We start from the raw sequence: 21,894 nt of genomic DNA, 5'->3' as shown, positions 1-21,894 counted from the left end.
TATAAATTAATGATAATTAGAAAGGATAATATGTTTTCACATAAAAATAACCCAATCCGCGCATTTTACACTGAAGAATATATCAGGGTATATCAGGCTTTTTCTGATACAATCGCTGACAGTGCTATTAAAAATGGCACTTTCGTTTCTCCTCCTTTTAGTATGACTCGCATGACATGGATCAAACCCTCTTTTTTATGGATGATGTACCGATCAGGATGGGCAATGAAAGACAGTGGGCAAACGCGGATCTTAGCCATTGATATCACCCACGAAGGATTCAGGGAAATTGTCCGGCAGGGAGTTATTAGCCACTATGATCCAGATTTTTTTGATTCAATGGATGCATGGAAAGAGAAAGTACAAAACAGTGATGTCGTTATTCAATGGGACCCAGAGAGAGATATTTTACTGAATAAGTTAGAACAGAGAACGATACAAATCGGTTTACGTAATAAAGCGGTAGATAATTATGTTAATCAATGGATTGTTAATATCAGTGACATGACACATATGGCACATGAAATCTATGAATTGGTAAGAAACAATAAGTTGGATCTGGCTCAAGCGTTGTTACCGAAGGAAGAAATTTATTTCAAGTCATCATGTTAGCTTCACATTGACGGGTAAAAGAGCGTAAGCCCACGACGAATCGCATCATGTAAAGCAAGACGATTTCATCTTGCTTTATGTGGAAGATCAGGTCATGACATCAATTTATTGAATCCTGTATAGTCTGTCTATTTGGAGAATATTCAGATGGCAAAGATTGATGTGACCTGCCCATCTTGTTGTGCAGTTAAAGGGATCCACCGTAATGGGCGCTCTCGCTCTGGTCATCAACGTTATCTTTGCCAGTCCTGCCGTCATTCTTGGCAACGGGAATTCACTTATGCCGCTTGTCGTCCCGGTACACATAAGCAAATCGTCGATAGGGCCATGAATGGAATGGGATGCCGGGCGACAGCCCGTGTGATGGGGATGGGTCTGAATACTGTCCTTCGCCATTTAAAAAGCTCAGACCCAAATCGGTAACACAAGCCATTGCTCCCGGCACTGAAGTGATTGTCTGTTGCGAAATGGATGAGCAGTGGTCGTACGTGAAGTCAAAGAATCAGCCCCGTTGGCTCTTTTATGCTTACGACCGGATCAGACGGAAAGTAATCGCCCACGTTTTTGACCCAAGAACAAAGAAAACATTGATGCGTCTGATGACGCTACTGGCTCCCTTCAATATTGTGATCTCTATGACCGATGGCGGGAGAAGTTATGAAAAAACACGGGCGGGGAAGCGGCATGTGGTCAGTAAGCGTTATACACAACGCATAGAGAGACATAATCTGAATCTTCGTCAACATTTAGCAAGACTGACTCGCAAAACGTTGTCTTTTTCAAAATCCAGAAAAATACATGACAGGGTCATAGGGTATTATTTAAACATTCATCACTATCAATAAATTGGTATCATGACCGATTTATGAATTAGGTGAAATTGTGCCACAAGATTATCAAAAAGCGATGGAGTGGTATCTAAAAGCATCAAAGCAGGGCCTTTCAACGGCTCAAAATAACATTGGTATTTTATATCGTAAAGGTCGCGGTGTACCACAAAACTATCAAAAAGCGATGGAATGGTACCTTAAGGCGGCAAAAGTCGGTAATGCAGTAGGTATGTTTAATGTCGGCTATTTATACCAATCTGGGCTTGGCGTTGAAAAAGACGAACAAAAGGCACTGGAGTGGTATCAAAAAGCCGCAGAAGTAGATAAAAACTTTACCGAAGCCGTATTTGCAGTAAAAAAACTGACGAAAAAACTTAATCGAGAGAAAGCATCAGGTGCTTCGAAAAATACAGGTAAATAAATGGAATGGTGTGATACCTTAATATCTGGGTGGCAATGCTTTTATTCCGTTTCTGCCAGTAGATAAGAGTAAGTAATAAACTAAACAGAAGACGTTTCTAATCGTCTTTTTTATCCTCTCCCTAAAATAAATTCATTAACGAACTCAGCGATGTCTTTTAACAGATTTACTTTCAAATTTTCACAATGAATTTTTTTAATGTTAATTTATCTTATCCTGTTCGCTTTTATATGGTTAATGAGTGATGATTTTAAAAAGTTATATTTATATGCTATCTATTTCATGGCGCCGCACTTCATGGCTGCCACGAACGAAGTTATTTGTAGGTAGTTCCAACAGATAGAATTTGTACGTAAACAATAAATTTTACTGAAAATAGTCTCATTTTATACAAATAATTAATTTATTAACCAAGAATCCGAAGATTAGCCCCAGCGATCAATTAATTAATATCAATAGGAAATACCTATCAATAATAATTAATTGATCGTTAATAACAATTTTGATAACAAAATGAGTTGGTGTATCTTCCTCCAGCCACTAAAGTGGAATTTTTTAATTAAAGCGTATTAAAAATAATGCCGTTAATCAAATATGCGAAATGTTATAGGTATGGAAACCCGACATGGACAGTTATTTAAGGTTGACTATTTGTTATAAAACATATGGATAGAGTTATTTTAATCACCTCACCAATTGACACATCATTTATACGTAATAGGCATAAGTCATCAGGTCAAGCTCAGGATTCTTGACCAGATGTTTAGCTGATTACAAAAAATTGATTGTGCGTATAAAAGCAGCTCTCATTAGCTTTTAAGGCAAGTTGCCTTGAATCTTGGGAATATATAATCGCAACGTGTAAAACAGTATAACCAAGCTGAACATCTATGCGGTTGTCTGAAAGATTGCTGATATATTTTTACCTATTTTGAGTAATCCAATATTACGTTTGTCGGCATCATTCGCACTATTGAAGGGTCTCTTATGTATTAATAGACTCTAATAAGGAATACCATTCTTTATTAGCAGGAACATACTCTTAGTTTTGTTCTTAAAAACACAACCATCAATTATTAAAATTTATTGAATTTTCTTAACCGAAAATAGGTATTTTTATTTCGGTCGGGAGAATTTTTATATCTGTAATTAAAGGAATAAAAATGAAATTATTAAAATTATTTATCGCAGCAATTATTTCTGGATCTATGGCTGCGTCGGCATTCGCTGCCGATGGCACAATTAATTTTAACGGTAGGATCACTAAGGCGACATGTACTGTCGATGCATCAACTGCTGATCCTGTCAACCTACCTGAAGTAGGTGCGACTGCCCTTGCAGTAAAAGGTAAAACCGGGGGCGACACTCCCTTTAACATTGTTCTGACTGGCTGCGGGATATCGAAAGGTGATTCTGCTAATGTGCAGGTGAAGTTTGGCGGTGTTAAAGATAGTATCGATGGCAATCTGCTGCAAATTACCCCTGTGAGTGGTGGAGCGACCGGTGTTGGCATTGGTATTTATGAAAAAGATGGTAGTACGCCAATTAATATGGCGGTGCTTAGCAAACGTACTCCGGTGACTGAGGGTGTAACTACACTTGAATTTAAGGCTAAATATGTGGCTACAGGGGCAACTGTCACGCCAGGTACAGTGAAAGCCTCTACGGACTTTACACTAGACTACGAGTAATTCCTTACATTCCCCATTTACTGTTTTTTTTATTGCTTTTGTGATATCTCCACCGCATTCGGTGGGGGTGTCTCTCATTTTTAGTTTGTGTAGGGATATTGTTATGTTAAAACGTTTTTTGTTCGGACTGCTACTGTCCCTGCCTGTTGTCTTTTCTGCCCCCACCCATGCCGGAATAGCACTCAGTAGTACCCGGGTGATTTATGAAGCATCTCAACGTGAAGCAACTATTTCCGTAATCAACGATAGTAAGGAGAATGTTTACCTTATTCAGTCTTGGGTAAATACCTTTACAACAACGGCCAAACTATCGGATCGCAAAGCGCCATTTTTAGTGACACCGCCCTTATTCCGTCTGGATGGTGAGCAAGAAAACCGTCTGCGAATTATCCTGACAGATGACTCTTTACCACAGGATCGTGAATCTGTCTTCTGGTTGAACGTTAAAGCGATTCCTGCGGTGGAAAAAAATGATGCAAATCGCCTGCTGATATCGGTAAAGAACCGGATAAAGCTCTTTTATCGGCCGGCCGGATTGACAGAAAAACTGGCGGATAATGCCTATCAACAACTGACTTTTTCCCGCCAGAATGGGCAATTAGTGGTGCAGAATCCAACCCCTTTTCATATCTCTTTCCACAACATTACGGTCGGGAATAATCTAGTACCGGAAGCCGGTATGGTCGCCCCGTTCAGCCGCCGTCAATGGCCTTTACCCGCAGGTTCCGGTAATACCGTGACTTGGCGGGCTATCAATGATTTTGGCGGCACCACTGAGCCACAGCATCAAACTTTATCATCCTTGTAATCACCTATCATTCAGAAGATATTTTATGTTATGAGTTTGATTACTCCTTTTATCCGTGCGCAGTTAATATTGCTGCTGTTGGCCGGATTTCTGCCTGTCGCTGGGTATGCCAGTGACTATTTTGATCTCGATGCTCTGGAAATTCATGACCCGTCTGCACCGCCGCCTGATTTGAGCTATTTTGCAGAAAAAGGCGGTAGTGCACCGGGGATATACCATGTTGATATCCGTGTTAATGGCCAGAATAAAGGTGCTCAGGATATCCAGTTTGTACTGGACGCCGGGAGAAAACTTCAACCCGATTTATCAGTTCAACAACTGGCCGACTGGGGAGTCAATGTTGCGGCTTTCCCAGTCTTGAACTCAAAAATGCAGGTCACTGACCTAGCTGACATCATCCCTTATGCCAGTACCTCATTACAGCTTGGTCAACAAACGCTAATTATCAGTATTCCTCAGGCGGCGATGACGGCTGAAGCGCGCGGTGCGATTGATTCGTCACTTTGGCAACAGGGTGAATCGGCGCTATGGATGAATTACGATTTTAACGGTGCTGAAACTCGCAGTAAAAGCGGCTCTAAAACCAACAGTATCTATATGAATTTGCGTAGTGGATTAAACTGGGACGCCTGGCGCTTACGGAATTATTCTACTTACCACCGGAGCCGTGGCGGCGAGTCATGTTGGGAAAACCTTAACACATATCTTCAACGTGATGTTCATCTGCTAAAAAGCCAATTGGTGATGGGTGAAACCAATACACGTGGAGAGCTGTTTAGCGGATTTGCTTTCCGCGGTATTACCCTGATGTCTGATGATAATATGCTACCGGACAGTCAGCGGGGATTCGCTCCGATAGTGCGGGGAATAGCGGAAAGCAATGCTCAGATCACTATTCGTCAGAACGGATTCATGATTTACCAGGCTTATGTTCCACCCGGGGCTTTCGTGATTGATGACCTTTATCCGGCCTCCTCAGGAGGAAATTTGGATGTGACTATTCAGGAAGCGGACGGCCGTGAAAGGCACTTTGTTCAGCCCTTTTCGTCGGTTCCTATTATGTTACGGGAAGGTGGGTTCAAATACAGTCTGACGGCGGGAGAATACCGCACTTCACACGATCAGACCCGACAGCCGCTTTTTATGCAGAGTGAAGTTTATTATGGCCTGCCACATGCCACAACTGTGTATGGCGGTACGTTATTGTCTCCGAACTACCAGGCCTATGTCGTTGGTGTGGGATACAGTCTTGGCCGTTGGGGTTCTTTATCTTTTGATATCAAGCGGTCACAGGCTGATATTATCAATGAAGGTCAACAACAGGGCTGGGTTTACCGGTCGCAGTATACCAAAGACTTCGAGCAGACGGGGACTCGCTTGTCGCTGGCCAGTTACCACTACTCTTCACCGCACTTTTATGATTTTCAGGACATCAATAACTGGGCTGCACATGATGAGCTGTCATATCAACGTAAACATAAATTTCAGCTTAATCTCAGTCAAAATTTGTCGGATTATGGCAGCGTCTATTTTTCCGGTTATTTGCAGGATGATTGGGGAAACCGCGGCACGACCCGGAATTTAAATGTCGGGTACAGTGTGAATTATGCCGATATCAATTATACCCTGAACTACACCCAAAATATGAGTTCAGGTAACTCAACAGCCGATAACCAACTGGCATTCAATATACAGGTTCCGCTCGACCGCTGGCTGCCGAACAGTTGGGCTACCTATAGTTTCAATCATAATCGCCAAGGCGATATGAACCAATCAGTTGGACTGAGTGGTACGGCTCTGGATGACAATGTTCTGGGTTACTCTCTGCAACAGCGTTACGGTAATAACGGTCAGAATTCCAGTGGTAATATTAATCTCAACTATAAAGCCCGTTATGGGGAGCTGTCCGGTGGATATAACTACAACAATAGCTCGCAGCAGATTAACTACGGACTCAGGGGAGGATTGGTCGCTCATCGCCATGGCATAACTTTGTCTCAATCATTGGGTGAGACGATTGTCTTGGTCAAAACTCCCGGAGCAGCAGGGGTTAAGGTTAACGGCTATAACGGGGTTGAAACGGATGGGCGAGGCCATGCAGTATTGCCCTATGTCAGTCCTTATCACCATAACCGTATCGCTCTGTCACCGGATTCTTTTGGCGATGGCGTGGAAATTGAGTCCAATATCCAGACTGTCATTCCGACACAAGGAGCGATGGTAGTGGCTGATTTCCGAACACGGATCGGTCACCGAGTGCTGTTTACTCTGACTCATCTGGGTAAACCGATTCCTTTTGGCGCAATAGTTACCCTGAATGAAGAAAATACAATCAGCTTCCTTACTGAAAATCAGAGCATTGTTGGCAATGGAGGAGAAGTCTATTTCGGTGGCGTGCCGGAGCAGGGGCAGTTGTCTGTTCAATGGGGTAATGGTCAGTTTGAGCAGTGTAAAGCGCGTTTTATTTTGCCAAAAAGTGAAGCGGCGGTGATTTCGATGAAGGCAGATTGTCAGTTATGACGGGAAGTCATCATATTTCTGCTTTAAGCATGACGGCACCACAATAATTTATAGACTCGATATAAGGAATGATTGATGAAGGTATTCGTTTATCCGTGGTTACTGTTAGCTTCGGTGTTTTTTTCCCCCGGTAAGGTTTATGCCGATTGTTCCGGGGGCAGTGGAATCATATCGACTGTTGCGGTGTCCATTCCGCAACATATATCGAGGGATGAAATATACCGTAGCTTAGATTCCCAGTCTCGGGCAAATATGGCGATAACTTGCACAAATATGCCAGTAGGAGCCACTCACATAACTGTCGGTATAAAAGCCTATGGGGACGATTCGGGGATAACTTCCATCTACCGTAAAATTTTTAAACTGGGTGACAGTGGTATTGGGTATGTCGTTATTGGTGTGGATGATACGCACGATGAAAAACCGATAACAACAACTGCGGACCGTTTTTGGGGTGGCAATGCCAGGGAACTATATACCACTGAGATAGGGCCTGATGGCACTATCAACCTGAATGCCGCACTCAGACTTGAATTTTACAAAATTGGCCCGATAAAGCCGGGTCGTTATTCCCAGTCAGTAGCCGCAGCTATTGTAGCACCGCGCGGATCCAGAATACCCAGTGTGATTCAAGAATTCCGATTCACCACGGGTATGATAACGATTAACGCCCCAACTTGTTCCGTCGATAACAGCACAATTCCTGTAACATTAGGCCGGATAACGACAATGCAATTACCTTATGTGGGTTCAACGGCAGCGGAAACACTATTTCATATACCTTTGACCTGTGAACCCAAGGCAAGCGTTTTTATGACCTTAGAGGCAGGTCGTCAAGGGGCTTATGACCTAATGCAAGGTATTATCGAGCTTAAACGTGGCCTTAATGAGAGGGCTAGGGATGGTGTTGGTGTTCAGATTTTAGATGGTAAAACGAATATGCCCATTCACCTTGGTGAAAAAAAATACTATACAACCACAGGGACGGGCGGGCCTGTAAACATTCCTTTAAAAGCACGCTACTATCGGTATGGTGACGTTAGAGCAGGGGTTGCCAATGCGACAGCGACATTCACAATGAGTTATGAGTGATAAAGAGTGAAAGTCTGGGATCGATAGATGGCTATCTGAACAGAGAAAAATGATGGCTGGGGACGTTAACAGCTAAAACAGACCCCTTATTTCACTGATAAATAAAGAGGTCTGTACATATGACGACGTAAAGTCGCACCACTCAAAATTAAACACTGATCTTGTGGCCAGACAGTGCTGTGTTGTGATGGGCTTGCCCATCAGCACCATAAAGAGAAGGGCTGTGGTGACTTTTCAAGAAAGCAATTGCCTGGCTGTTCAACTCAATATGTTGATCCAGTAAAAACCCATTATGTACATTGAGATCACGGATACGTTCAACAGTCTGACTGATTTGATTCCATAATACCGCCAGTATTTCATGGCTAGAATAGGGTGCGTTCACTTTCAGCGTTTCATTTAATTGCTGGCGTCTTCGTTCAGCATGATCGAGTGCCGAGAGAAAAAATGTTTTTTGTTCGGTGACTCGATGTAAATGATTCGCTTCAATAAAGCCTTCGCTCAATATGCGTTGTTCTTCTGCCATAGTGTTCGAAAGCGAATTTAAGTGTACGTTTTGCTGCTCAAGCAAGAGTTGAAGTTCTTCCATTTATGGCTCTTTATGATTTTGATGGTTTATTTATCATATTCCATGTTTTCAAGGGCTTCTCTGAACAGAGCATCAGCAATTTTACCGCTGTCCATGGTTAGAGTTCCTTTCGCAATGGCTTCTTTCAATTGTTGTACTTTCTGGATATTAATATCTTGGCTACTTGGCTGAACGAGCTTTTTCTGCGCCTCGCTCAGCTTAACTTGCGTATCGGCGCTTTTTTCTGCGACAGCTACAGTTCTGCGAGTGCCCTGAGCACCTTCATTGGCATTGCGTTGCTGCACAGCAGCAATGGCCAGTAGAGGTTGAGTGCATTCAATACTCATAATTGTAATCCTTTAATCAGGCATTATTCATTTGTCTTAGGTAGCAGGCGATATACCGCTGGCATGCCTGTAAATCATGGTCTGTTGGTTATATCGGCTTGAAAGAATAAAACTTTAGCCATTTATAACATCATTTTTACACTGCCATTTTCCTGAGTTTCTCCGGTAATCACCTGCCCAGAAGCCAGGCGGACTCGGATATTATCAAAACTCGCGGCGTTGTTAATCGCTTTTCCTTCGTAGCGCACCTGAAAATGATGTCCATCTACGGTGACGACGACATTTTGTCCGGCGCGAATCGCCCACGGACGTCGGATCATGTTACGAGTGATGAATTGTCCGGCAGGAATGTTGCGAATGGCAATACCATTTTGTATGGCCTTTCTGTTACGGATTATGTCATTTGGCAATTTATCCAAAGCCCCTGTTTTTACCTGAAAATCTTTTTCTGTCAGCACGGTATTGCGTTGAATGGTGCGGTTAGACATCAGATAAGAACCCGTAACACTGACGTATACCTGAATAAAACGGCGCTGTTGGCCGCAGGTGACGGGAATGGACAGGCTGCCCCAGTTTCTGTTGCTGAGTGACGGCTGTATTTCAGGAAATTCACATACCGGCCATTGCTGCTCAGGCGTTTTAATTTTCACGGTGACTTTGTGGTCCGCGTTGTGGTGAATCTGTGTGAAATAATTATTGATTGATTGCGGTAAATTACTCGCCAATGCCAAAGCGCTATGCAAAAAACTGCTAAGGAAAAAGGTAATAAACCCGATAAATTTTAATGCAGGCATTTTCACCACCCTGACCCTGTTTGAGAACCATGATTTCAAAAAATATTCAGTACCTGTTGGATGTTAATAGTGTAACGCGGTTGATTATTCGTTAATGGGATAAATAGCAATCCAATTTGTGTCTATTCATCGAATTAGCTTTTTCTTCTGAGTTTATTCTGTTAGCTGCTTAGAGCTTAATACAATGGGCTTTAATGAGTTACAGGGCTTGCCCTGTATAACAGACCAGAGGGAGAAATATGCTCGATAAATTAGATGCTGCCTTTCATTTTCGACAAGAAGCGCTGGCACTCCGCAACCAGCGGCAGGAAATCCTGTCTGCAAATATTGCCAATGCGGATACCCCCGGCTATCAGGCGCGTGATATCGATTTTGCTGCTCAACTGAACAAAGTGATGGCAGAGGGTCGTGTGACGGGAAATGGAATGAAGCTGCGTCTAGCTTCCGATCGACATATCCCCGCTCAGTCTCAGAATCGTTTGGAAATGGATCTGCTCTATCGGGTGCCTTACCAGACAGCAATGGATGGAAATACCGTTGACATGGATGTAGAACGCAGCCATTTCGCAGATAACAGCCTGAAATATCAGGCCGAACTTACGATGACGAATTCGCAGCTTAAAAGCATGATGTCAGTTCTACAGTCACAAGGATAATAGAAATGTCTTTACTCAGTATTTTTGATATTGCTAGCTCCGCACTTTCTGCTCAGTCCCAGCGACTGAACGTCAGCGCCAGCAATATGGCGAATGCCGATAGCATTGTAGGGCCTAATGGCGAGCCTTACCGTGCCAAACAAGTTGTATTCCGCGTTGCGGCTCCGGCAGGACAGGAGATCGGTGGCGTGCGTGTCAGTGAAGTTGTGGATGATCCCACCCCTTTCCGCCTCGAATACCGGCCGGGCAATCCACTGGCTGATGAAAAAGGTTATGTACGTATGCCAAATGTGGATGTCGTCGGGGAAATGGTCAATACCATCTCTGCTTCCCGCAGTTATCAGGCAAACATTGAAGTGCTTAACACGACCAAGTCCATCATGCTGAAAACGTTGACTCTGGGTCAGTAACAGGAATTCCATTATGACGGTTAGCTCTTCAATCAATGACTCATTAGATAATTCAACGGTAGGCGAACTCGCCACCCTGAACAAACAACAACCACAAAAAAGTGGTGATATCAAAGATAACTTCTTGAATTTATTGGTTGCTCAACTTAAGAACCAAGATCCCACCAACCCAATGCAAAACAATGAATTGACGACACAGCTTGCGCAGATCAGCACCGTTCAGGGTGTTGAAAAGCTCAATAAAACGCTGGGCGCTGTTGTTGGGCAGATGGAAGGCAATCAGGCGATGCAAACGACAATGCTGATTGGCCGAACGGTTATGATCCCTGGAGATAAGATTTTAGTCGGTCCCGATGAAGAAAACGGTATTAGCACATCGCCATTCGGTTTCGAACTGACCCGACCCGCTGATAACATCAAAATTACCATTAGAGATAAAGAGGGTGTCGTCGTTCGGGAAGTGGAAGCTGAAAAAGTGAATGTCGGTGTACATAAAGTTCAGTGGGATGGCAAAGACGCAGACGGTAAGGAAGTGATAAACGGTGCCTATAACTTCACTGTTTCCGCAAGCTATCAAGATCAGGCGTTGGTGACACTTCCGCTGACCTCTGCTGAGGTTAACGGCATCACACGGGGTGAGGATGGCACTAGATTAGATTTAGGGCTGGCGGGTACGGTAACCATGGACCAAGTACGTCAGATTCTTTAGTTAAACGGAGGACATATGGCTTTTTCACAAGCGGTCAGTGGCTTGAATGCCGCAGCAAGTAACTTAGACGTTATCGGTAATAATATCGCGAACTCGGCGACATTTGGTTTTAAATCCAGTTCAGCGGCCTTTGCGGATGTATTCAGCGGTTCAGATGTGGGGCTGGGGGTTAAAGTTTCTGGCATGGTTAAGAACTTTAAGGATGGTTCAACCACGACCACAAGCCGTCAGTTGGACATGGCAATCACCCAGGGCGGTTTTTTCCGCATGCTGGATTCCAACGGCAGTACTTTCTATTCCCGCAATGGTCAGTTCAACATGGACTCAGACCGTAACCTGATCAACATGCAAGGCATGAAGTTGACTGGTTATCCGGCGGTACAAGGGGCAAATGGGCCTGAAATTCAAAAGGGTGCGGCACCGGGGCCAATTTCGATTCCAAGGGATATGCTGGATGCCAAGGCGACGACGAACGTCACTATGACGGCTAACCTGAATTCGATGAATAAGAAAGTCGATATCGCGGCTACCCCATTTGATTCATCAAAAAAAGACAGCTTTAACTATAGCTCTGGTCTCTCGGTATACGATAGTTTGGGTAATGAGCACAATATCAATGTGTTCTTTGTTAAAACAGACGATAACAAGTGGCAAATTTATGCTCAGGACACTTCTGTAGAGGTTTCTGCTGCTCAAAAATTGGGTGATGTAGAGTTTGATGGCAATGGCCGCATTAAAGGCGCTAACAACGCATTTGCTTTCGATATGCCTCCGTTAAATGGCTCCATTGGTACTCCAATCACCATCGATTTCAACAGCAGCAAACAGCAGAGCATTTCACAGGACTCTATCTCCAACCAGCAGCAGAACGGCTATGCCGCAGGGAGTTTTACTAACTACCGCGTGGATAGTGACGGCAAAATTCATGGTCTCTACTCTAACCAGCAAACGCAGGTGTTAGGTCAGGTTGTACTGGCGAACTTCTCTAACCCGGAAGGTTTGGCTGCACAGGGTGATAATGTTTGGGTAGAAACGGGTGCATCCGGTAGCCCAATAGTAGGAACTGCGGGATCAGGTAACTTCGGTAAGCTGATCAGCGGTGCGCTGGAAGCGTCAAACGTGGACATGAGCCAGGAGCTGGTCAATATGATCGTCGCCCAGCGTAACTATCAATCCAACGCTCAGACCATCAAGACGCAGGATCAGATCCTGCAAACGCTGGTCAGCATGCGTTAATAAGCTCAGGCGGATAGTCTTATGGATCACGTCATTTATACCGCGATGGGTGCTGCGCGCCAAACGCTGGAACATCAGGCCGTCACAGCCAACAATCTGGCCAATGCGTCGACGCCGGGCTTCAAAGCCCAGCTTGCCGCACTGCGTTCTGTGCCCATTGAAGGCGAAACTCTGCCGACCCGTACATTGACCGTTGCTTCCACCCCCGGCATGGATAGCCGTCAGGGGCCAATGAATTATACCTCCCGCCCGTTGGACGTAGCTGTCGGACAAGGTGGCTTTCTGGCTGTCCAGCTCGACGATGGGACGGAAGCTTATACCCGCAACGGTGGTATCCAGATGTCACCAGAAGGGCAACTGACGGTGCAGGGGCGTATGTTGATGGGCGAAAACGGGCCGATTGATGTTCCGCCACAGGCTGAACTTACTATCGCGGCAGATGGTGCCATTTCTGCCTTGATTGCCAGCGATCCTCCGACACTGCTGGGGCAGATTGGCAAGCTGAAAATCGTTAAGCCGGGAGCGGGCCAAGTGGTGCGGGGCGATGATGGCCTGTTCCATTTAACGCCACAGGCGCGGGAACAGCAGGGCAATGAACTGGCAGCCAGCACGGAAGTGAAAATCATGCCGGGTGTACTGGAGGGCAGTAATGTCAATCCAGTAGAAAGCATGGTGAACATGATTGCTAATGCGCGTCGTTTTGAGATGCAGATGAAAGTCATACACAGTTCCGATGAAAATGCACAGCGGGCTAACCAAATTCTCGCCATGAGCTGAATCGGAAACAGGGGATAAATTCATGATCCGATCTTTATGGATTGCCAAGACTGGGCTGGATGCACAGCAAACAAATATGGATGTTATTGCCAACAACTTGGCAAACGTCAGTACCAATGGTTTTAAACGCCAGCGCGCGGTTTTTGAAGATTTACTCTATCAAACCGAACGTCAGCCCGGTGCGATGTCATCTGAACAGACCAATCTGCCCTCTGGCTTACAGATTGGTACGGGGGCTCGTCCGGTGGCGACAGAGCGTCTGCACAGTCAGGGCAACTTGGCACAGACCAACAACAGCAAGGATGTGGCAATCAAAGGACAGGGCCTTTTCCAGATCCAGATGCCTGATGGCACAACCGGTTATACCCGTGATGGTTCATTTCAGGTGGATCAAAATGGGCAACTGGTTACTGCGAGTGGTTTTCAGGTCGTGCCTGCCATCATCATTCCAGACAATGCTACCAAAATCAGCATTGCCCGTGATGGGATTGTGAGTATCAACGTGCAGGGGCAAAACGCACCTCAGCAGGTTGGCCAACTGACGCTGACCACTTTTATCAACGAAAGTGGTCTGGAAAGCGTCGGTGAGAACTTGTATCTGGAAACCAACAGTTCCGGTGTCCCTGTAGAAAACGCACCGGGCATCAATGGGGCAGGGCTGCTCTATCAGGGCTATGTTGAAACGTCCAATGTCAATGTAGCGGAAGAACTGGTCAATATGATTCAGGTTCAGCGAGCCTACGAAATCAACAGTAAAGCCGTATCGACTTCTGACCAGATGCTGCAAAAACTGACCCAGTTATAACCTATACCCAATAGATTTTCAGTTGCAGCCAGCAAGGCCGCAACAGGAAAGATAAAAGGTATAATCATTAATCAGGATAGCTGGGGAGGAAACTCTCCGGCTATTTCCGCGATAAACTTAAGAGCATCGAAGATGGATACAATGCCCGTTGCCGAGAACAACGTAGCTTATGGCTCTCCCAGTTTACGGAAAAACCGGGGATATAAGTGGCGCATCAGCATGGCTCTGGCGGTACTGTCACTGGCGGGCTGTGCCTATATACCGCACAAACCGCTGGTGAAAGGAGCGACAACCGCAAACCCCGCCGAAGCCCCTGCTCCAACACCAAATGGTTCTATTTTTCAGGTTTCCCAGCCGGTTTATTACGGTTATCAGCCGTTGTTTGAAGACCGCCGTCCCCGCAATATCGGTGATACGCTGACCATTATTCTGCAAGAAAATGTCAGTGCCAGCAAAAATTCCTCAGCCAACGCCAATCGCAGTGGAAAAACCGGTTTCACGGCTGCTCTGACCCCCCGTTTCTTAAAGGGATTGATGGGTGGTGACAAAACTGATTTGAGCATGGAAGGCGATAGTGATTTTGGGGGCAAAGGGGGAGCCAATGCCAACAATACCTTCAGGGGCACGATTACCGTGACCGTTGATAGGTTGCTAGCCAATGGCAACTTACATGCTGTGGGGGAAAAACAGATCGCCATCAATCAGGGAACGGAATTCATTCGTTTCTCTGGCGTTGTAAACCCGCGCACCATTACCGGCACCAATACGGTGAGCTCCAATCAAGTAGCGGACGCCCGCATTGAGTATGTTGGCGATGGTTATATCAACGAGGCACAGACAATGGGTTGGTTGCAACGTTTCTTTATGAATATCTCACCGTTTTAAAAGAGGATGGTCAGGATGGAAAAATTAGTCGCCAGCCTTTTTACACTTTTACTGGCATTGTCCAGCATAGTCGTGTCTGGCACCGCTTCGGCAGAGCGCATTCGTGATTTGGTCACCATTGAGGGCGTTAGGGATAATGCACTGATTGGCTATGGTTTAGTGGTCGGGTTAGATGGAACGGGCGACCAGACCATGCAAACCCCTTTTACCACCCAAAGCCTGAGCAATATGCTATCGCAGCTGGGGATTACTGTGCCACCCGGTACGAATATGCAGCTTAAAAACGTAGCTGCTGTGATGGTGACAGCCAAGCTGCCCCCTTTTGCGCACTCTGGGCAAAATATTGATGTTGTGGTTTCCTCATTGGGTAATGCCAAGAGTCTGCGGGGCGGAACATTGCTGATGACGCCTCTGAAAGGGATTGATAATCAGGTGTATGCGTTGGCGCAGGGCAATATTCTGGTCGGCGGGGCGGGTGTCAGTGCCGGTGGTAACAGTATCAGGATTAATCAGCTTGCGGGCGGACGCATTTCCAATGGTGCGGTGATTGAGCGGGAGTTGCCGACCCAGTTTGGCCAGAAAGGAACGCTGAACCTGCAACTGAATAATGATGATTTTAGTCTGGCCGAGCAAATCAGTGATGCGGTCAATCGCCTGCAAGGAAAAGGGACGGCAACGCCGCTGGATTCCCGTACTGTACAGTTGCGTTTGCCGAGAGAAAACAGCGAACAGGTAAGGTTCCTGTCTCAAGTTCAGAACCTGAATATTCGCGTGGATGCGGGTGATGCCAAAGTGATTTTCAATTCCCGCACGGGATCGGTTGTGATGAACCGCAATGTTACGCTGGATAGCTGCGCCATTGCACATGGTAGTCTGTCTGTCACTGTTGAGCGTCAGACGGCGGTTAATCAGCCCAATACCCCATTGGCGGGGGGCAATACTGTAGTGACCCGTAATACGGGTGTCGGAATTCAGGAACAGGGCGGTGCATTACAGCAAGTTAATGCCAGTGCCAATCTGACACAGGTTGTCCGTGCATTGAATGTTCTAGGCGCGACACCGACAGATTTAATGTCCATTTTGCAGGCAATGGAAACAGCGGGTTGTTTGCGGGCGAAACTGGAGATCATTTGATGAGTGATTTTTTAACGACACCTAACGCCGCTTACGATGTGAATTCGCTGCATTCACTGAAAGCCAAATTGTCACAGGAACCACAACAAGGGCTACGACAGGTAGCCCAGGAACTTGAAGGCGTTTTCGTTCAGATGATGCTGAAAAGTATGCGTTCCTCGTTGCCACAGGATGGCATATTGAGCAGTGATCAGACGCGTTTTTATACCTCGATGTACGATCAGCAGATTGCCCAGGATCTTTCCCAAAAAGGGCTGGGTTTTGCCGACATGATCGTTAAGCAATTTTCCAACGCGAACAGCGTTGCCAGCGAACAGGCCGGAACGGTACCGATGCCGTTGGATAAGGAATTCCTGCAAACATTGCCGAAGCAGGCACTGGAACAGTTTATGCGCCGTACCATGACGGCGCCGTTTGCTTCGGCGGCTTCCAAGGGTTCCGTGCAAGCGAAGTCATTACCGGTTAGCAGCACTGACTTTGTTTCCATGCTCTCTCTGCCTGCGCAGATAGCGAGCCAGCAAAGCGGCATCCCTCATTTATTGATCATTGCACAGGCGGCGCTGGAATCCGGCTGGGGACAGCGGGAAATTCTGACAGCGGAAGGCAAACCGAGCCATAACCTGTTTGGCATCAAGGCCGGCAAGAATTGGAGAGGGGCGGTCACCAACATCATGACAACGGAATACATTGAGGGTGAACCGAAGAAGATGCACGACAGTTTCCGGGTTTATGGCTCTTACAGGGAAGCAATAACGGATTACGTCAAACTGCTGACAGAAAATCCGCGTTACGCTAAGGTCGCGCAATCAACGACGGCAGAGCAGGGCGCATATTCTTTACAGAGTGCAGGGTATGCCACCGACCCGGGTTACGCCAAAAAATTGGTATCACTGATCCAGCAGTTAAAGAGTACCGGCAATCAAATGGTAAAAGCCTATACCGATGATTTCGACAACCTGTTTTAATCGAACAGATTAACGCCGTTTTTGTTCAAGGATCAGGGAATCTTGCCGATAACTGTAGCAGTGAATTACCTCCCATGACGGAGGCATAACGAAAACGTAAAAGGATCTACACATGTCTAATAGTCTTATGAATACTGCCATGAGTGGTATTAATGCTGCGCAGGTAGCGATGGGTGTAGTGGGTAATAACATTGCCAACTCCAGAAGTGAGGGCTATAACCGACAGACAGCCGTGCTGACACAGAATAACGGAACCCTGTCACCGGTGGGTTTTATTGGCAATGGTGTGGCTGTCAGTTCGATTAACCGCGAATATAGTGAGTTTATCAACCAGCAACATAGCTCTGCACAAACTAAACATGCCGCACTGGGCGCTTATAACCAGCAAATCACCAAAATTAATGATCTGCTGGCCGATAAGGACACCAGCCTTTCCAATTCCCTCGAAGATTTTTTCAAAAGTCTGGGTGCGGCTGAAAGCAATGCGGAAGACAGTGCGGCAAGAACAACAGTTCTGGGTAAAGCCGAAGGTTTGGTGAGCCGGTTCAAAGAAGCAGATGAATTTCTGCGTCAGATAGACAACAGCATCAATTCCCAAATTGAGCAGAATGCCAGAGAAATCAATAAATACGCCGAAGAAATTGCCACGCTGAACAACGAAATTACCCGTATGCGCGGTACTGGCACGGGCGAACCGCTGGCTTTGCTGGATAAACGTGATGATGCGGTCAACAAATTAAATCAGCTTGTTGAAGTGAGTGTCACCCAGCAGGATGGGAGCGTTTATAACGTCTCATTCGGTGGTGGCATGTCACTGGTATCGGGTAGCAAATCCTATCGATTGGAAGCGATCCCATCCAGCACTGACAGCAGCCGTATCACGCTAGGCTATAACAACGGCACCGTAGGAACGAAAGAAATTGACGAGCGCTTTATCTCCCAAGGCAGATTGGGTGGTGCATTGCAGGTGCGCAGGGAAGTCGTAGACTCAAGCCGCAATCAATTGAACCAATTGGCTCTGGTAATGGCCGATCAGTTTAATCAGGTGCAAAACGGCGGTTTTGATCTGAAAGGTAAACCGGGTGTTAATTTCTTTAAATTTATCCAGCCGGATGTTATTTCCAACAGCAATAACAAAGGAACGGCTGATATTAAGGTGGAATACACAGATACCACCAAAGTGAAAGGCAGTGACTATACCCTCAAACATGAAGGTGGGGATTGGAAAGTACAGCGCGTTTCTGACAGGGCGGCGATTCCTGTCACTAAGAACGGCAATGCGCTGGAATTCGATGGACTGAAAGTTGAAATCGATGCCGCTCATTCTCAGGATCACGACACCTACACATTAAAAACCGTCAGTAATGTAGTGGCAACACTGAAAATGAATCTCCAGGATTCCTCTCAATTGGCGACTGCCAGCGCTAAAGATGCCGGCCCTAGTGATAACCGTAACGCGAAGAAATTTCTTGCCCTACAGGATCAACGCTTGGTTGATGGCAAGTCTTCCTTTGCCGGGGGCTATGCGTCACTGGTTAGTCAAGTGGGGAGTAAGGCCAATGAAGCTAAAGTCAGTGTTGAAACACAGGGGCATATCGTTGACAAACTCCATGCGACCCGCGAATCGATTTCTGGCGTCAATATGGACGAAGAATATGGTTCCCTGCAACGCTTGCAGCAGTACTATCTGGCAAACGCCCGTGTGATCCAGACAGCGACGACCTTGTTCGATGCTATTTTGGGCATTCGCTAATTACCGCCCGGTTGATAATAAAAAGGACGTGATATTGTGCGTGTAAGTACGAATCTATTATACAGTCAAAAAATGGACGGGATTTTGGGCGCCCAATCCAAATGGATGCGCTATGGTGAGCAACTGTCCACGGGGAAACGGGTTATTAACCCGTCAGATGATCCCTTAGCGGCTTCACAGAGCATCATGGTTTCTCAGTCTGAATCGAAAAATCAGCAGTTTATGACAGCGCGTATTTTTGCCAGAAACTCCATGTCAGCTCAATTAAGCATTACCTCAAATATCGTTTCGGTTGCGACCAATGTTTTTGAGACTTTGGTGGCGGCAGCGGATAAGCAGAGCGATCAGGATCGCGCATCCTATGCGCAGCAGTTGGAAGGTTTTAAGCAACAATTGCTGAATCTTGGTAATAAAACGGATGGTAATGGCCGCTATATCTTTGGGGGTTACAAAACCGACGTTCCACCTTTCAAAGCGGATGAGTCTGGGAAAGTTCATTATAAAGGTGGACATGAAGAAATTACCCAGAAAGTGGATGATAACCGCTCGATGATCATTGCCCATACAGGGCAGCAGGTTTTTTTATCGACAACGACCAATCCGATTAAAGAACCCGATGGTGGCACTGGTGAGCCAGATGTTTTTACTACCCTTGACTTAGCAATCAAGGCGTTGAGAACGCCGTACAGCACGGCCAGTGAGTCGGAAAAGAATGATGCCATGGAGCTGATAAATAAAGCCAACCGTGGTATCCGCAATAGTCTGGACAACTTCTCTTCGGTGGAAGCGGTTCTCGGCCTCCAGCTTCAGGAACTGGAACAACTGGACTCGCTGGGCAGTGAGCGCAGCATATCCAATAAAGTTCGTACAGGGGAATTAGTGGACGTGGATTGGGCATCGTCCATTTCCAGCTATTATCAGCAGCAGGCTGCCCTGCAAGCTTCTTATAAAGCTTTCACTGACTTAAAAGGTTTGTCTCTATTTGAGATGTATCGTTAAGTCAGTTTGGTATAAATTTTTTCTTTTCAGGCTCTTATCTGTTTCTCTGCAATAGGGAGAAATGGGTAAGAGCCTGTCTGTTTCTCCCTATTGTGCCTGTCATACTCGGTTATCAATCTCATAAATTCTCATACCATAAATAGAGTCTTGAATTCTCTGCTCTATGATAAATTCCGATTTTTTGGTTTATTATAATATTTTATCTTGTGATCAAGATCTTATCTTTGATAGGAAAGTAGAATAATGCGTTAGTTTTTTTGATATAAACGTTTGCTGATACATTTCAGCTATTTTGAGCAAGGATGAAATCTTGTCTTTATATAGACAAGAAGAATAAATAAGCATGAAAATTATAAACATATTAATATGTGTTGTCTTTATTTTGTTCAGCACCATATTGGTGGGATGTTTTTCTACAATTGATTATGAATGGGCAATCGGGGAAGAAGGAATCAATACAGTCTGTGATGTAGTCAATGCTTTTGTTATTGATGATGACAGGGTATTGACTGCGCCGTTGTGTTTTGTTTTTTACTGCCTTTTATGGTGACATTTGTTGTGAAGAGTATTAAAGGATTTCCGGAAAATAAGCTCAAAGCCATCAGCTATTTGGTTACTGTTGGCTTTTCAGCGGGATACTGGTATTGGATGTTCTTTGGTCGGTTTATTGATTGTCCATTGGTGACGCATTAATGTTCTCAATCTTCCTTTGGTACTTCCTCTCTCGCATTCAACCCGTAATCACGAATAACCGTCACTACTTTTAATCGATAATCTGTAAATACACCATTGCGTCCCAATTTCTGCGCTTCCCGATGTGGGTAAGTATTCCGCCACTGTTTGACTGCTTCTTCATCACGCCAATATGAAAGTGAAAGGTATTTATGATTATTATTGAGGCTCTGAAAACGTTCCACGGAAATAAAACCGGGGATCGCCTCCAATATCGGCTTTAATGTGGCTGAGGTGTCAAAATAACGATCACTCTGGTTTTCTGCGATTTCGACCTCAAATATAACAGCTAACATGATTAGCTCCTTGAAGGACAGAAAACGCTAAGATATCTTGCTGGTTTCATTGTTACTTCGGTGATTAGCGAAATATGAATGAGCTTAACCTTGAGGAAAGTGTTGCGACGATTGCGGCGGTGCTTGCGGATCGCACTCGTACCCGTATGTTGTTTCTGATGATGGATGGTCGCGCTTATACTGCAACGGAATTAAGTGCGGCATCTGATGTTGCACCTTCGACAGCCAGTGTTCACTTAAATCGACTGGCAGAAGGGAAACTGGTGATCTGCGTTAAACAGGGACGGCACCGTTATTTTAAAATTCACAGCGAAGAAGTGGCTGCATTGCTGGAAAGCATGATGCATTTTGCCAATCGTAATCACACGGATATCGCCATAATTTCCACACCAAAATCACTGCATTTTTTCCGAACCTGTTATGACCATATGGCAGGAGAAATTGCGGTAAAAATCCATAACAGCCTGCTTACGAACCATTGGATGACCCGTGATTATAAATTGACGCAGAGGGGGAACGATTTTTTACTTTCTATTGGCGTGTGTTGTGATACAGAATCCTCGTCGAGGCGGAAATTTGCCTGTTCTTGCCTTGATTGGAGTGAACGGCATTTTCATCTTGGCGGATTTCTGGGTGCCTCGTTGTTTAAGACGTTTTTACAGAAAAAATGGGCGATTAGACAATTAGATAGCCGCGAATTGATATTGACGGAGCAAGGAAGAAGAGTTCTCATGCAAAAGTTTGATGTGGATATAAATTGATAGTATTTTAATCCATGATCCCAGGGATTGTAATGATGCTTTTCTGAGGGGACTGCCTTGGCAAGAATGCGACAAAAAATTGGATATTAGTAC

The 21,894-nt window shown here is 45.5% G+C and carries 23 protein-coding genes and 1 pseudogene; 20 read left to right on the top strand and 4 right to left on the bottom strand.

All coding sequences use genetic code 11. The annotated features are described in order from the left end of the window. Positions 1–30: 30 nt before the first annotated feature. The 7 genes from NXS07_RS04570 to NXS07_RS04540 all read left to right on the top strand — a co-directional run bounded on the left by NXS07_RS04570 (position 31) and on the right by NXS07_RS04540 (position 7,974). Complete coding sequence (locus NXS07_RS04570; protein WP_258086247.1) at positions 31–612, top strand: DUF4291 domain-containing protein; 582 nt, start codon at positions 31–33, stop codon at positions 610–612. Positions 613–759: 147 nt separating this feature from the next. After that, positions 760–1,457, top strand: a protein-coding gene (locus tag NXS07_RS04565; protein ID WP_258086246.1) for an IS1 family transposase whose coding sequence is annotated in 2 segments (ribosomal slippage) — positions 760–1,009 and positions 1,009–1,457 — 699 coding nt in all. Because the reading frame shifts where the segments join, the coding sequence is not laid out codon by codon here. Positions 1,458–1,473: 16 nt separating this feature from the next. After that, on the top strand, positions 1,474–1,863 hold the full coding sequence (locus tag NXS07_RS04560; protein WP_368859243.1) for a tetratricopeptide repeat protein: 390 nt from the start codon (positions 1,474–1,476) through the stop codon (positions 1,861–1,863). 1,163 nt (positions 1,864–3,026) lie between these two features. Next, entirely contained in the window at positions 3,027–3,554 is a 528-nt protein-coding gene (locus NXS07_RS04555; RefSeq protein ID WP_258086244.1) for a fimbrial protein, read from the top strand. A 103-nt stretch (positions 3,555–3,657) separates the two neighbouring features. Beyond that, complete coding sequence (locus NXS07_RS04550) at positions 3,658–4,362, top strand: fimbrial biogenesis chaperone (protein ID WP_258086243.1); 705 nt, start codon at positions 3,658–3,660, stop codon at positions 4,360–4,362. Between the two features lie 30 nt (positions 4,363–4,392). After that, positions 4,393–6,882 (top strand): fimbria/pilus outer membrane usher protein, encoded by a 2,490-nt coding sequence (locus NXS07_RS04545; RefSeq protein WP_258086242.1) that lies wholly within the window; start codon positions 4,393–4,395, stop codon positions 6,880–6,882. A 75-nt stretch (positions 6,883–6,957) separates the two neighbouring features. After that, positions 6,958–7,974, top strand: coding sequence for a fimbrial protein (locus tag NXS07_RS04540; protein WP_258086241.1), 1,017 nt, complete (start codon positions 6,958–6,960; stop codon positions 7,972–7,974). A gap of 148 nt (positions 7,975–8,122) precedes the next feature. Here the strand turns inward: NXS07_RS04540 and NXS07_RS04535 are convergent, their stop codons facing one another. From NXS07_RS04535 to flgA, 3 genes are all read right to left on the bottom strand, one after another. Beyond that, a complete protein-coding gene (locus NXS07_RS04535; RefSeq protein ID WP_258086240.1) occupies positions 8,123–8,563 on the bottom strand; it encodes a flagella synthesis protein FlgN in 441 nt (146 codons plus the stop codon). A 26-nt stretch (positions 8,564–8,589) separates the two neighbouring features. Beyond that, on the bottom strand, positions 8,590–8,889 hold the full coding sequence (gene flgM / locus NXS07_RS04530; RefSeq protein ID WP_038196373.1) for a flagellar biosynthesis anti-sigma factor FlgM: 300 nt from the start codon (positions 8,887–8,889) through the stop codon (positions 8,590–8,592). A 122-nt stretch (positions 8,890–9,011) separates the two neighbouring features. Beyond that, a complete protein-coding gene (gene flgA / locus NXS07_RS04525) occupies positions 9,012–9,683 on the bottom strand; it encodes a flagellar basal body P-ring formation chaperone FlgA (RefSeq protein ID WP_038196375.1) in 672 nt (223 codons plus the stop codon). Positions 9,684–9,922: 239 nt separating this feature from the next. On the opposite strand from flgA, the gene flgB reads away from it, so the two are divergent. From flgB to NXS07_RS22540, 12 genes and pseudogenes are all read left to right on the top strand, one after another. Continuing rightward, positions 9,923–10,339, top strand: a complete 417-nt coding sequence (gene flgB, locus NXS07_RS04520; RefSeq protein ID WP_038196377.1) for a flagellar basal body rod protein FlgB — start codon at positions 9,923–9,925, stop codon at positions 10,337–10,339. A gap of 5 nt (positions 10,340–10,344) precedes the next feature. Next, positions 10,345–10,749, top strand: coding sequence for a flagellar basal body rod protein FlgC (gene flgC / locus NXS07_RS04515; protein ID WP_038221915.1), 405 nt, complete (start codon positions 10,345–10,347; stop codon positions 10,747–10,749). 13 nt (positions 10,750–10,762) lie between these two features. Then, positions 10,763–11,458 carry a flagellar hook assembly protein FlgD gene (locus tag NXS07_RS04510; RefSeq protein ID WP_038214563.1) on the top strand — a complete coding sequence of 232 codons (696 nt, stop codon included), beginning with the start codon at positions 10,763–10,765 and terminating at the stop codon, positions 11,456–11,458. Positions 11,459–11,473: 15 nt separating this feature from the next. After that, a complete protein-coding gene (gene flgE, locus NXS07_RS04505) occupies positions 11,474–12,694 on the top strand; it encodes a flagellar hook protein FlgE (RefSeq protein ID WP_038214561.1) in 1,221 nt (406 codons plus the stop codon). Positions 12,695–12,715: 21 nt separating this feature from the next. Then, positions 12,716–13,471 carry a flagellar basal body rod protein FlgF gene (locus NXS07_RS04500; protein ID WP_258086239.1) on the top strand — a complete coding sequence of 252 codons (756 nt, stop codon included), beginning with the start codon at positions 12,716–12,718 and terminating at the stop codon, positions 13,469–13,471. A gap of 22 nt (positions 13,472–13,493) precedes the next feature. Continuing rightward, a complete protein-coding gene (flgG, locus tag NXS07_RS04495; RefSeq protein ID WP_038244711.1) occupies positions 13,494–14,276 on the top strand; it encodes a flagellar basal-body rod protein FlgG in 783 nt (260 codons plus the stop codon). 219 nt (positions 14,277–14,495) lie between these two features. Continuing rightward, on the top strand, positions 14,496–15,161 hold the full coding sequence (locus NXS07_RS04490) for a flagellar basal body L-ring protein FlgH (protein WP_438818369.1): 666 nt from the start codon (positions 14,496–14,498) through the stop codon (positions 15,159–15,161). Between the two features lie 15 nt (positions 15,162–15,176). Beyond that, a complete protein-coding gene (locus NXS07_RS04485) occupies positions 15,177–16,295 on the top strand; it encodes a flagellar basal body P-ring protein FlgI (protein WP_038204560.1) in 1,119 nt (372 codons plus the stop codon). Beyond that, on the top strand, positions 16,295–17,260 hold the full coding sequence (gene flgJ / locus NXS07_RS04480; protein ID WP_258086237.1) for a flagellar assembly peptidoglycan hydrolase FlgJ: 966 nt from the start codon (positions 16,295–16,297) through the stop codon (positions 17,258–17,260). Before NXS07_RS04485 ends, flgJ begins: the two co-directional genes overlap by 1 nt. Before the next feature lie 112 nt (positions 17,261–17,372). Further along, complete coding sequence (gene flgK, locus NXS07_RS04475) at positions 17,373–19,013, top strand: flagellar hook-associated protein FlgK (RefSeq protein ID WP_258086236.1); 1,641 nt, start codon at positions 17,373–17,375, stop codon at positions 19,011–19,013. A 36-nt stretch (positions 19,014–19,049) separates the two neighbouring features. Then, entirely contained in the window at positions 19,050–20,012 is a 963-nt protein-coding gene (flgL, locus tag NXS07_RS04470; RefSeq protein ID WP_038214551.1) for a flagellar hook-associated protein FlgL, read from the top strand. A gap of 343 nt (positions 20,013–20,355) precedes the next feature. Beyond that, positions 20,356–20,705 (top strand): annotated as a pseudogene (locus tag NXS07_RS22540) (DUF2645 family protein). A 5-nt stretch (positions 20,706–20,710) separates the two neighbouring features. Here the strand turns inward: NXS07_RS22540 and NXS07_RS04465 are convergent. Next, positions 20,711–21,040: an antibiotic biosynthesis monooxygenase family protein gene (locus NXS07_RS04465; protein ID WP_038204529.1), complete on the bottom strand. Its 330-nt coding sequence runs from the start codon at positions 21,038–21,040 to the stop codon at positions 20,711–20,713. A gap of 74 nt (positions 21,041–21,114) precedes the next feature. Here NXS07_RS04465 and NXS07_RS04460 point away from each other — a divergent pair, with 74 nt between their 5' ends. After that, positions 21,115–21,801 (top strand): ArsR/SmtB family transcription factor, encoded by a 687-nt coding sequence (locus NXS07_RS04460; protein WP_038204527.1) that lies wholly within the window; start codon positions 21,115–21,117, stop codon positions 21,799–21,801. The last annotated feature ends 93 nt before the right edge of the window (positions 21,802–21,894 follow it).

Origin of the sequence: Xenorhabdus bovienii (assembly GCF_024721015.1) — a bacterium.
GTDB lineage: Bacteria > Pseudomonadota > Gammaproteobacteria > Enterobacterales > Enterobacteriaceae > Xenorhabdus > Xenorhabdus bovienii.
The sequence above is the reverse complement of the archived record's forward strand: the minus strand, read 5'-3'. Positions and strand labels throughout refer to the sequence as shown.

What these genes read in the sequence shown, in the direction of transcription:
- NXS07_RS04570 (WP_258086247.1), top strand. Translation starts at nt 31, where the DNA reads ATGTTTTCACATAAAAATAACCCAATCCGCGCATTTTACACTGAAGAA.
- NXS07_RS04555 (WP_258086244.1), top strand. Translation starts at nt 3,027, where the DNA reads ATGAAATTATTAAAATTATTTATCGCAGCAATTATTTCTGGATCTATG.
- NXS07_RS04550 (WP_258086243.1), top strand. Translation starts at nt 3,658, where the DNA reads ATGTTAAAACGTTTTTTGTTCGGACTGCTACTGTCCCTGCCTGTTGTC.
- NXS07_RS04545 (WP_258086242.1), top strand. Translation starts at nt 4,393, where the DNA reads ATGAGTTTGATTACTCCTTTTATCCGTGCGCAGTTAATATTGCTGCTG.
- NXS07_RS04540 (WP_258086241.1), top strand. Translation starts at nt 6,958, where the DNA reads ATGAAGGTATTCGTTTATCCGTGGTTACTGTTAGCTTCGGTGTTTTTT.
- NXS07_RS04535 (WP_258086240.1), bottom strand. Translation starts at nt 8,563, where the DNA reads ATGGAAGAACTTCAACTCTTGCTTGAGCAGCAAAACGTACACTTAAAT.
- flgM (WP_038196373.1), bottom strand. Translation starts at nt 8,889, where the DNA reads ATGAGTATTGAATGCACTCAACCTCTACTGGCCATTGCTGCTGTGCAG.
- flgA (WP_038196375.1), bottom strand. Translation starts at nt 9,683, where the DNA reads ATGCCTGCATTAAAATTTATCGGGTTTATTACCTTTTTCCTTAGCAGT.
- flgB (WP_038196377.1), top strand. Translation starts at nt 9,923, where the DNA reads ATGCTCGATAAATTAGATGCTGCCTTTCATTTTCGACAAGAAGCGCTG.
- flgC (WP_038221915.1), top strand. Translation starts at nt 10,345, where the DNA reads ATGTCTTTACTCAGTATTTTTGATATTGCTAGCTCCGCACTTTCTGCT.
- NXS07_RS04510 (WP_038214563.1), top strand. Translation starts at nt 10,763, where the DNA reads ATGACGGTTAGCTCTTCAATCAATGACTCATTAGATAATTCAACGGTA.
- flgE (WP_038214561.1), top strand. Translation starts at nt 11,474, where the DNA reads ATGGCTTTTTCACAAGCGGTCAGTGGCTTGAATGCCGCAGCAAGTAAC.
- NXS07_RS04500 (WP_258086239.1), top strand. Translation starts at nt 12,716, where the DNA reads ATGGATCACGTCATTTATACCGCGATGGGTGCTGCGCGCCAAACGCTG.
- flgG (WP_038244711.1), top strand. Translation starts at nt 13,494, where the DNA reads ATGATCCGATCTTTATGGATTGCCAAGACTGGGCTGGATGCACAGCAA.
- NXS07_RS04490 (WP_438818369.1), top strand. Translation starts at nt 14,496, where the DNA reads ATGGCTCTGGCGGTACTGTCACTGGCGGGCTGTGCCTATATACCGCAC.
- NXS07_RS04485 (WP_038204560.1), top strand. Translation starts at nt 15,177, where the DNA reads ATGGAAAAATTAGTCGCCAGCCTTTTTACACTTTTACTGGCATTGTCC.
- flgJ (WP_258086237.1), top strand. Translation starts at nt 16,295, where the DNA reads ATGAGTGATTTTTTAACGACACCTAACGCCGCTTACGATGTGAATTCG.
- flgK (WP_258086236.1), top strand. Translation starts at nt 17,373, where the DNA reads ATGTCTAATAGTCTTATGAATACTGCCATGAGTGGTATTAATGCTGCG.
- NXS07_RS04465 (WP_038204529.1), bottom strand. Translation starts at nt 21,040, where the DNA reads ATGTTAGCTGTTATATTTGAGGTCGAAATCGCAGAAAACCAGAGTGAT.
- NXS07_RS04460 (WP_038204527.1), top strand. Translation starts at nt 21,115, where the DNA reads ATGAATGAGCTTAACCTTGAGGAAAGTGTTGCGACGATTGCGGCGGTG.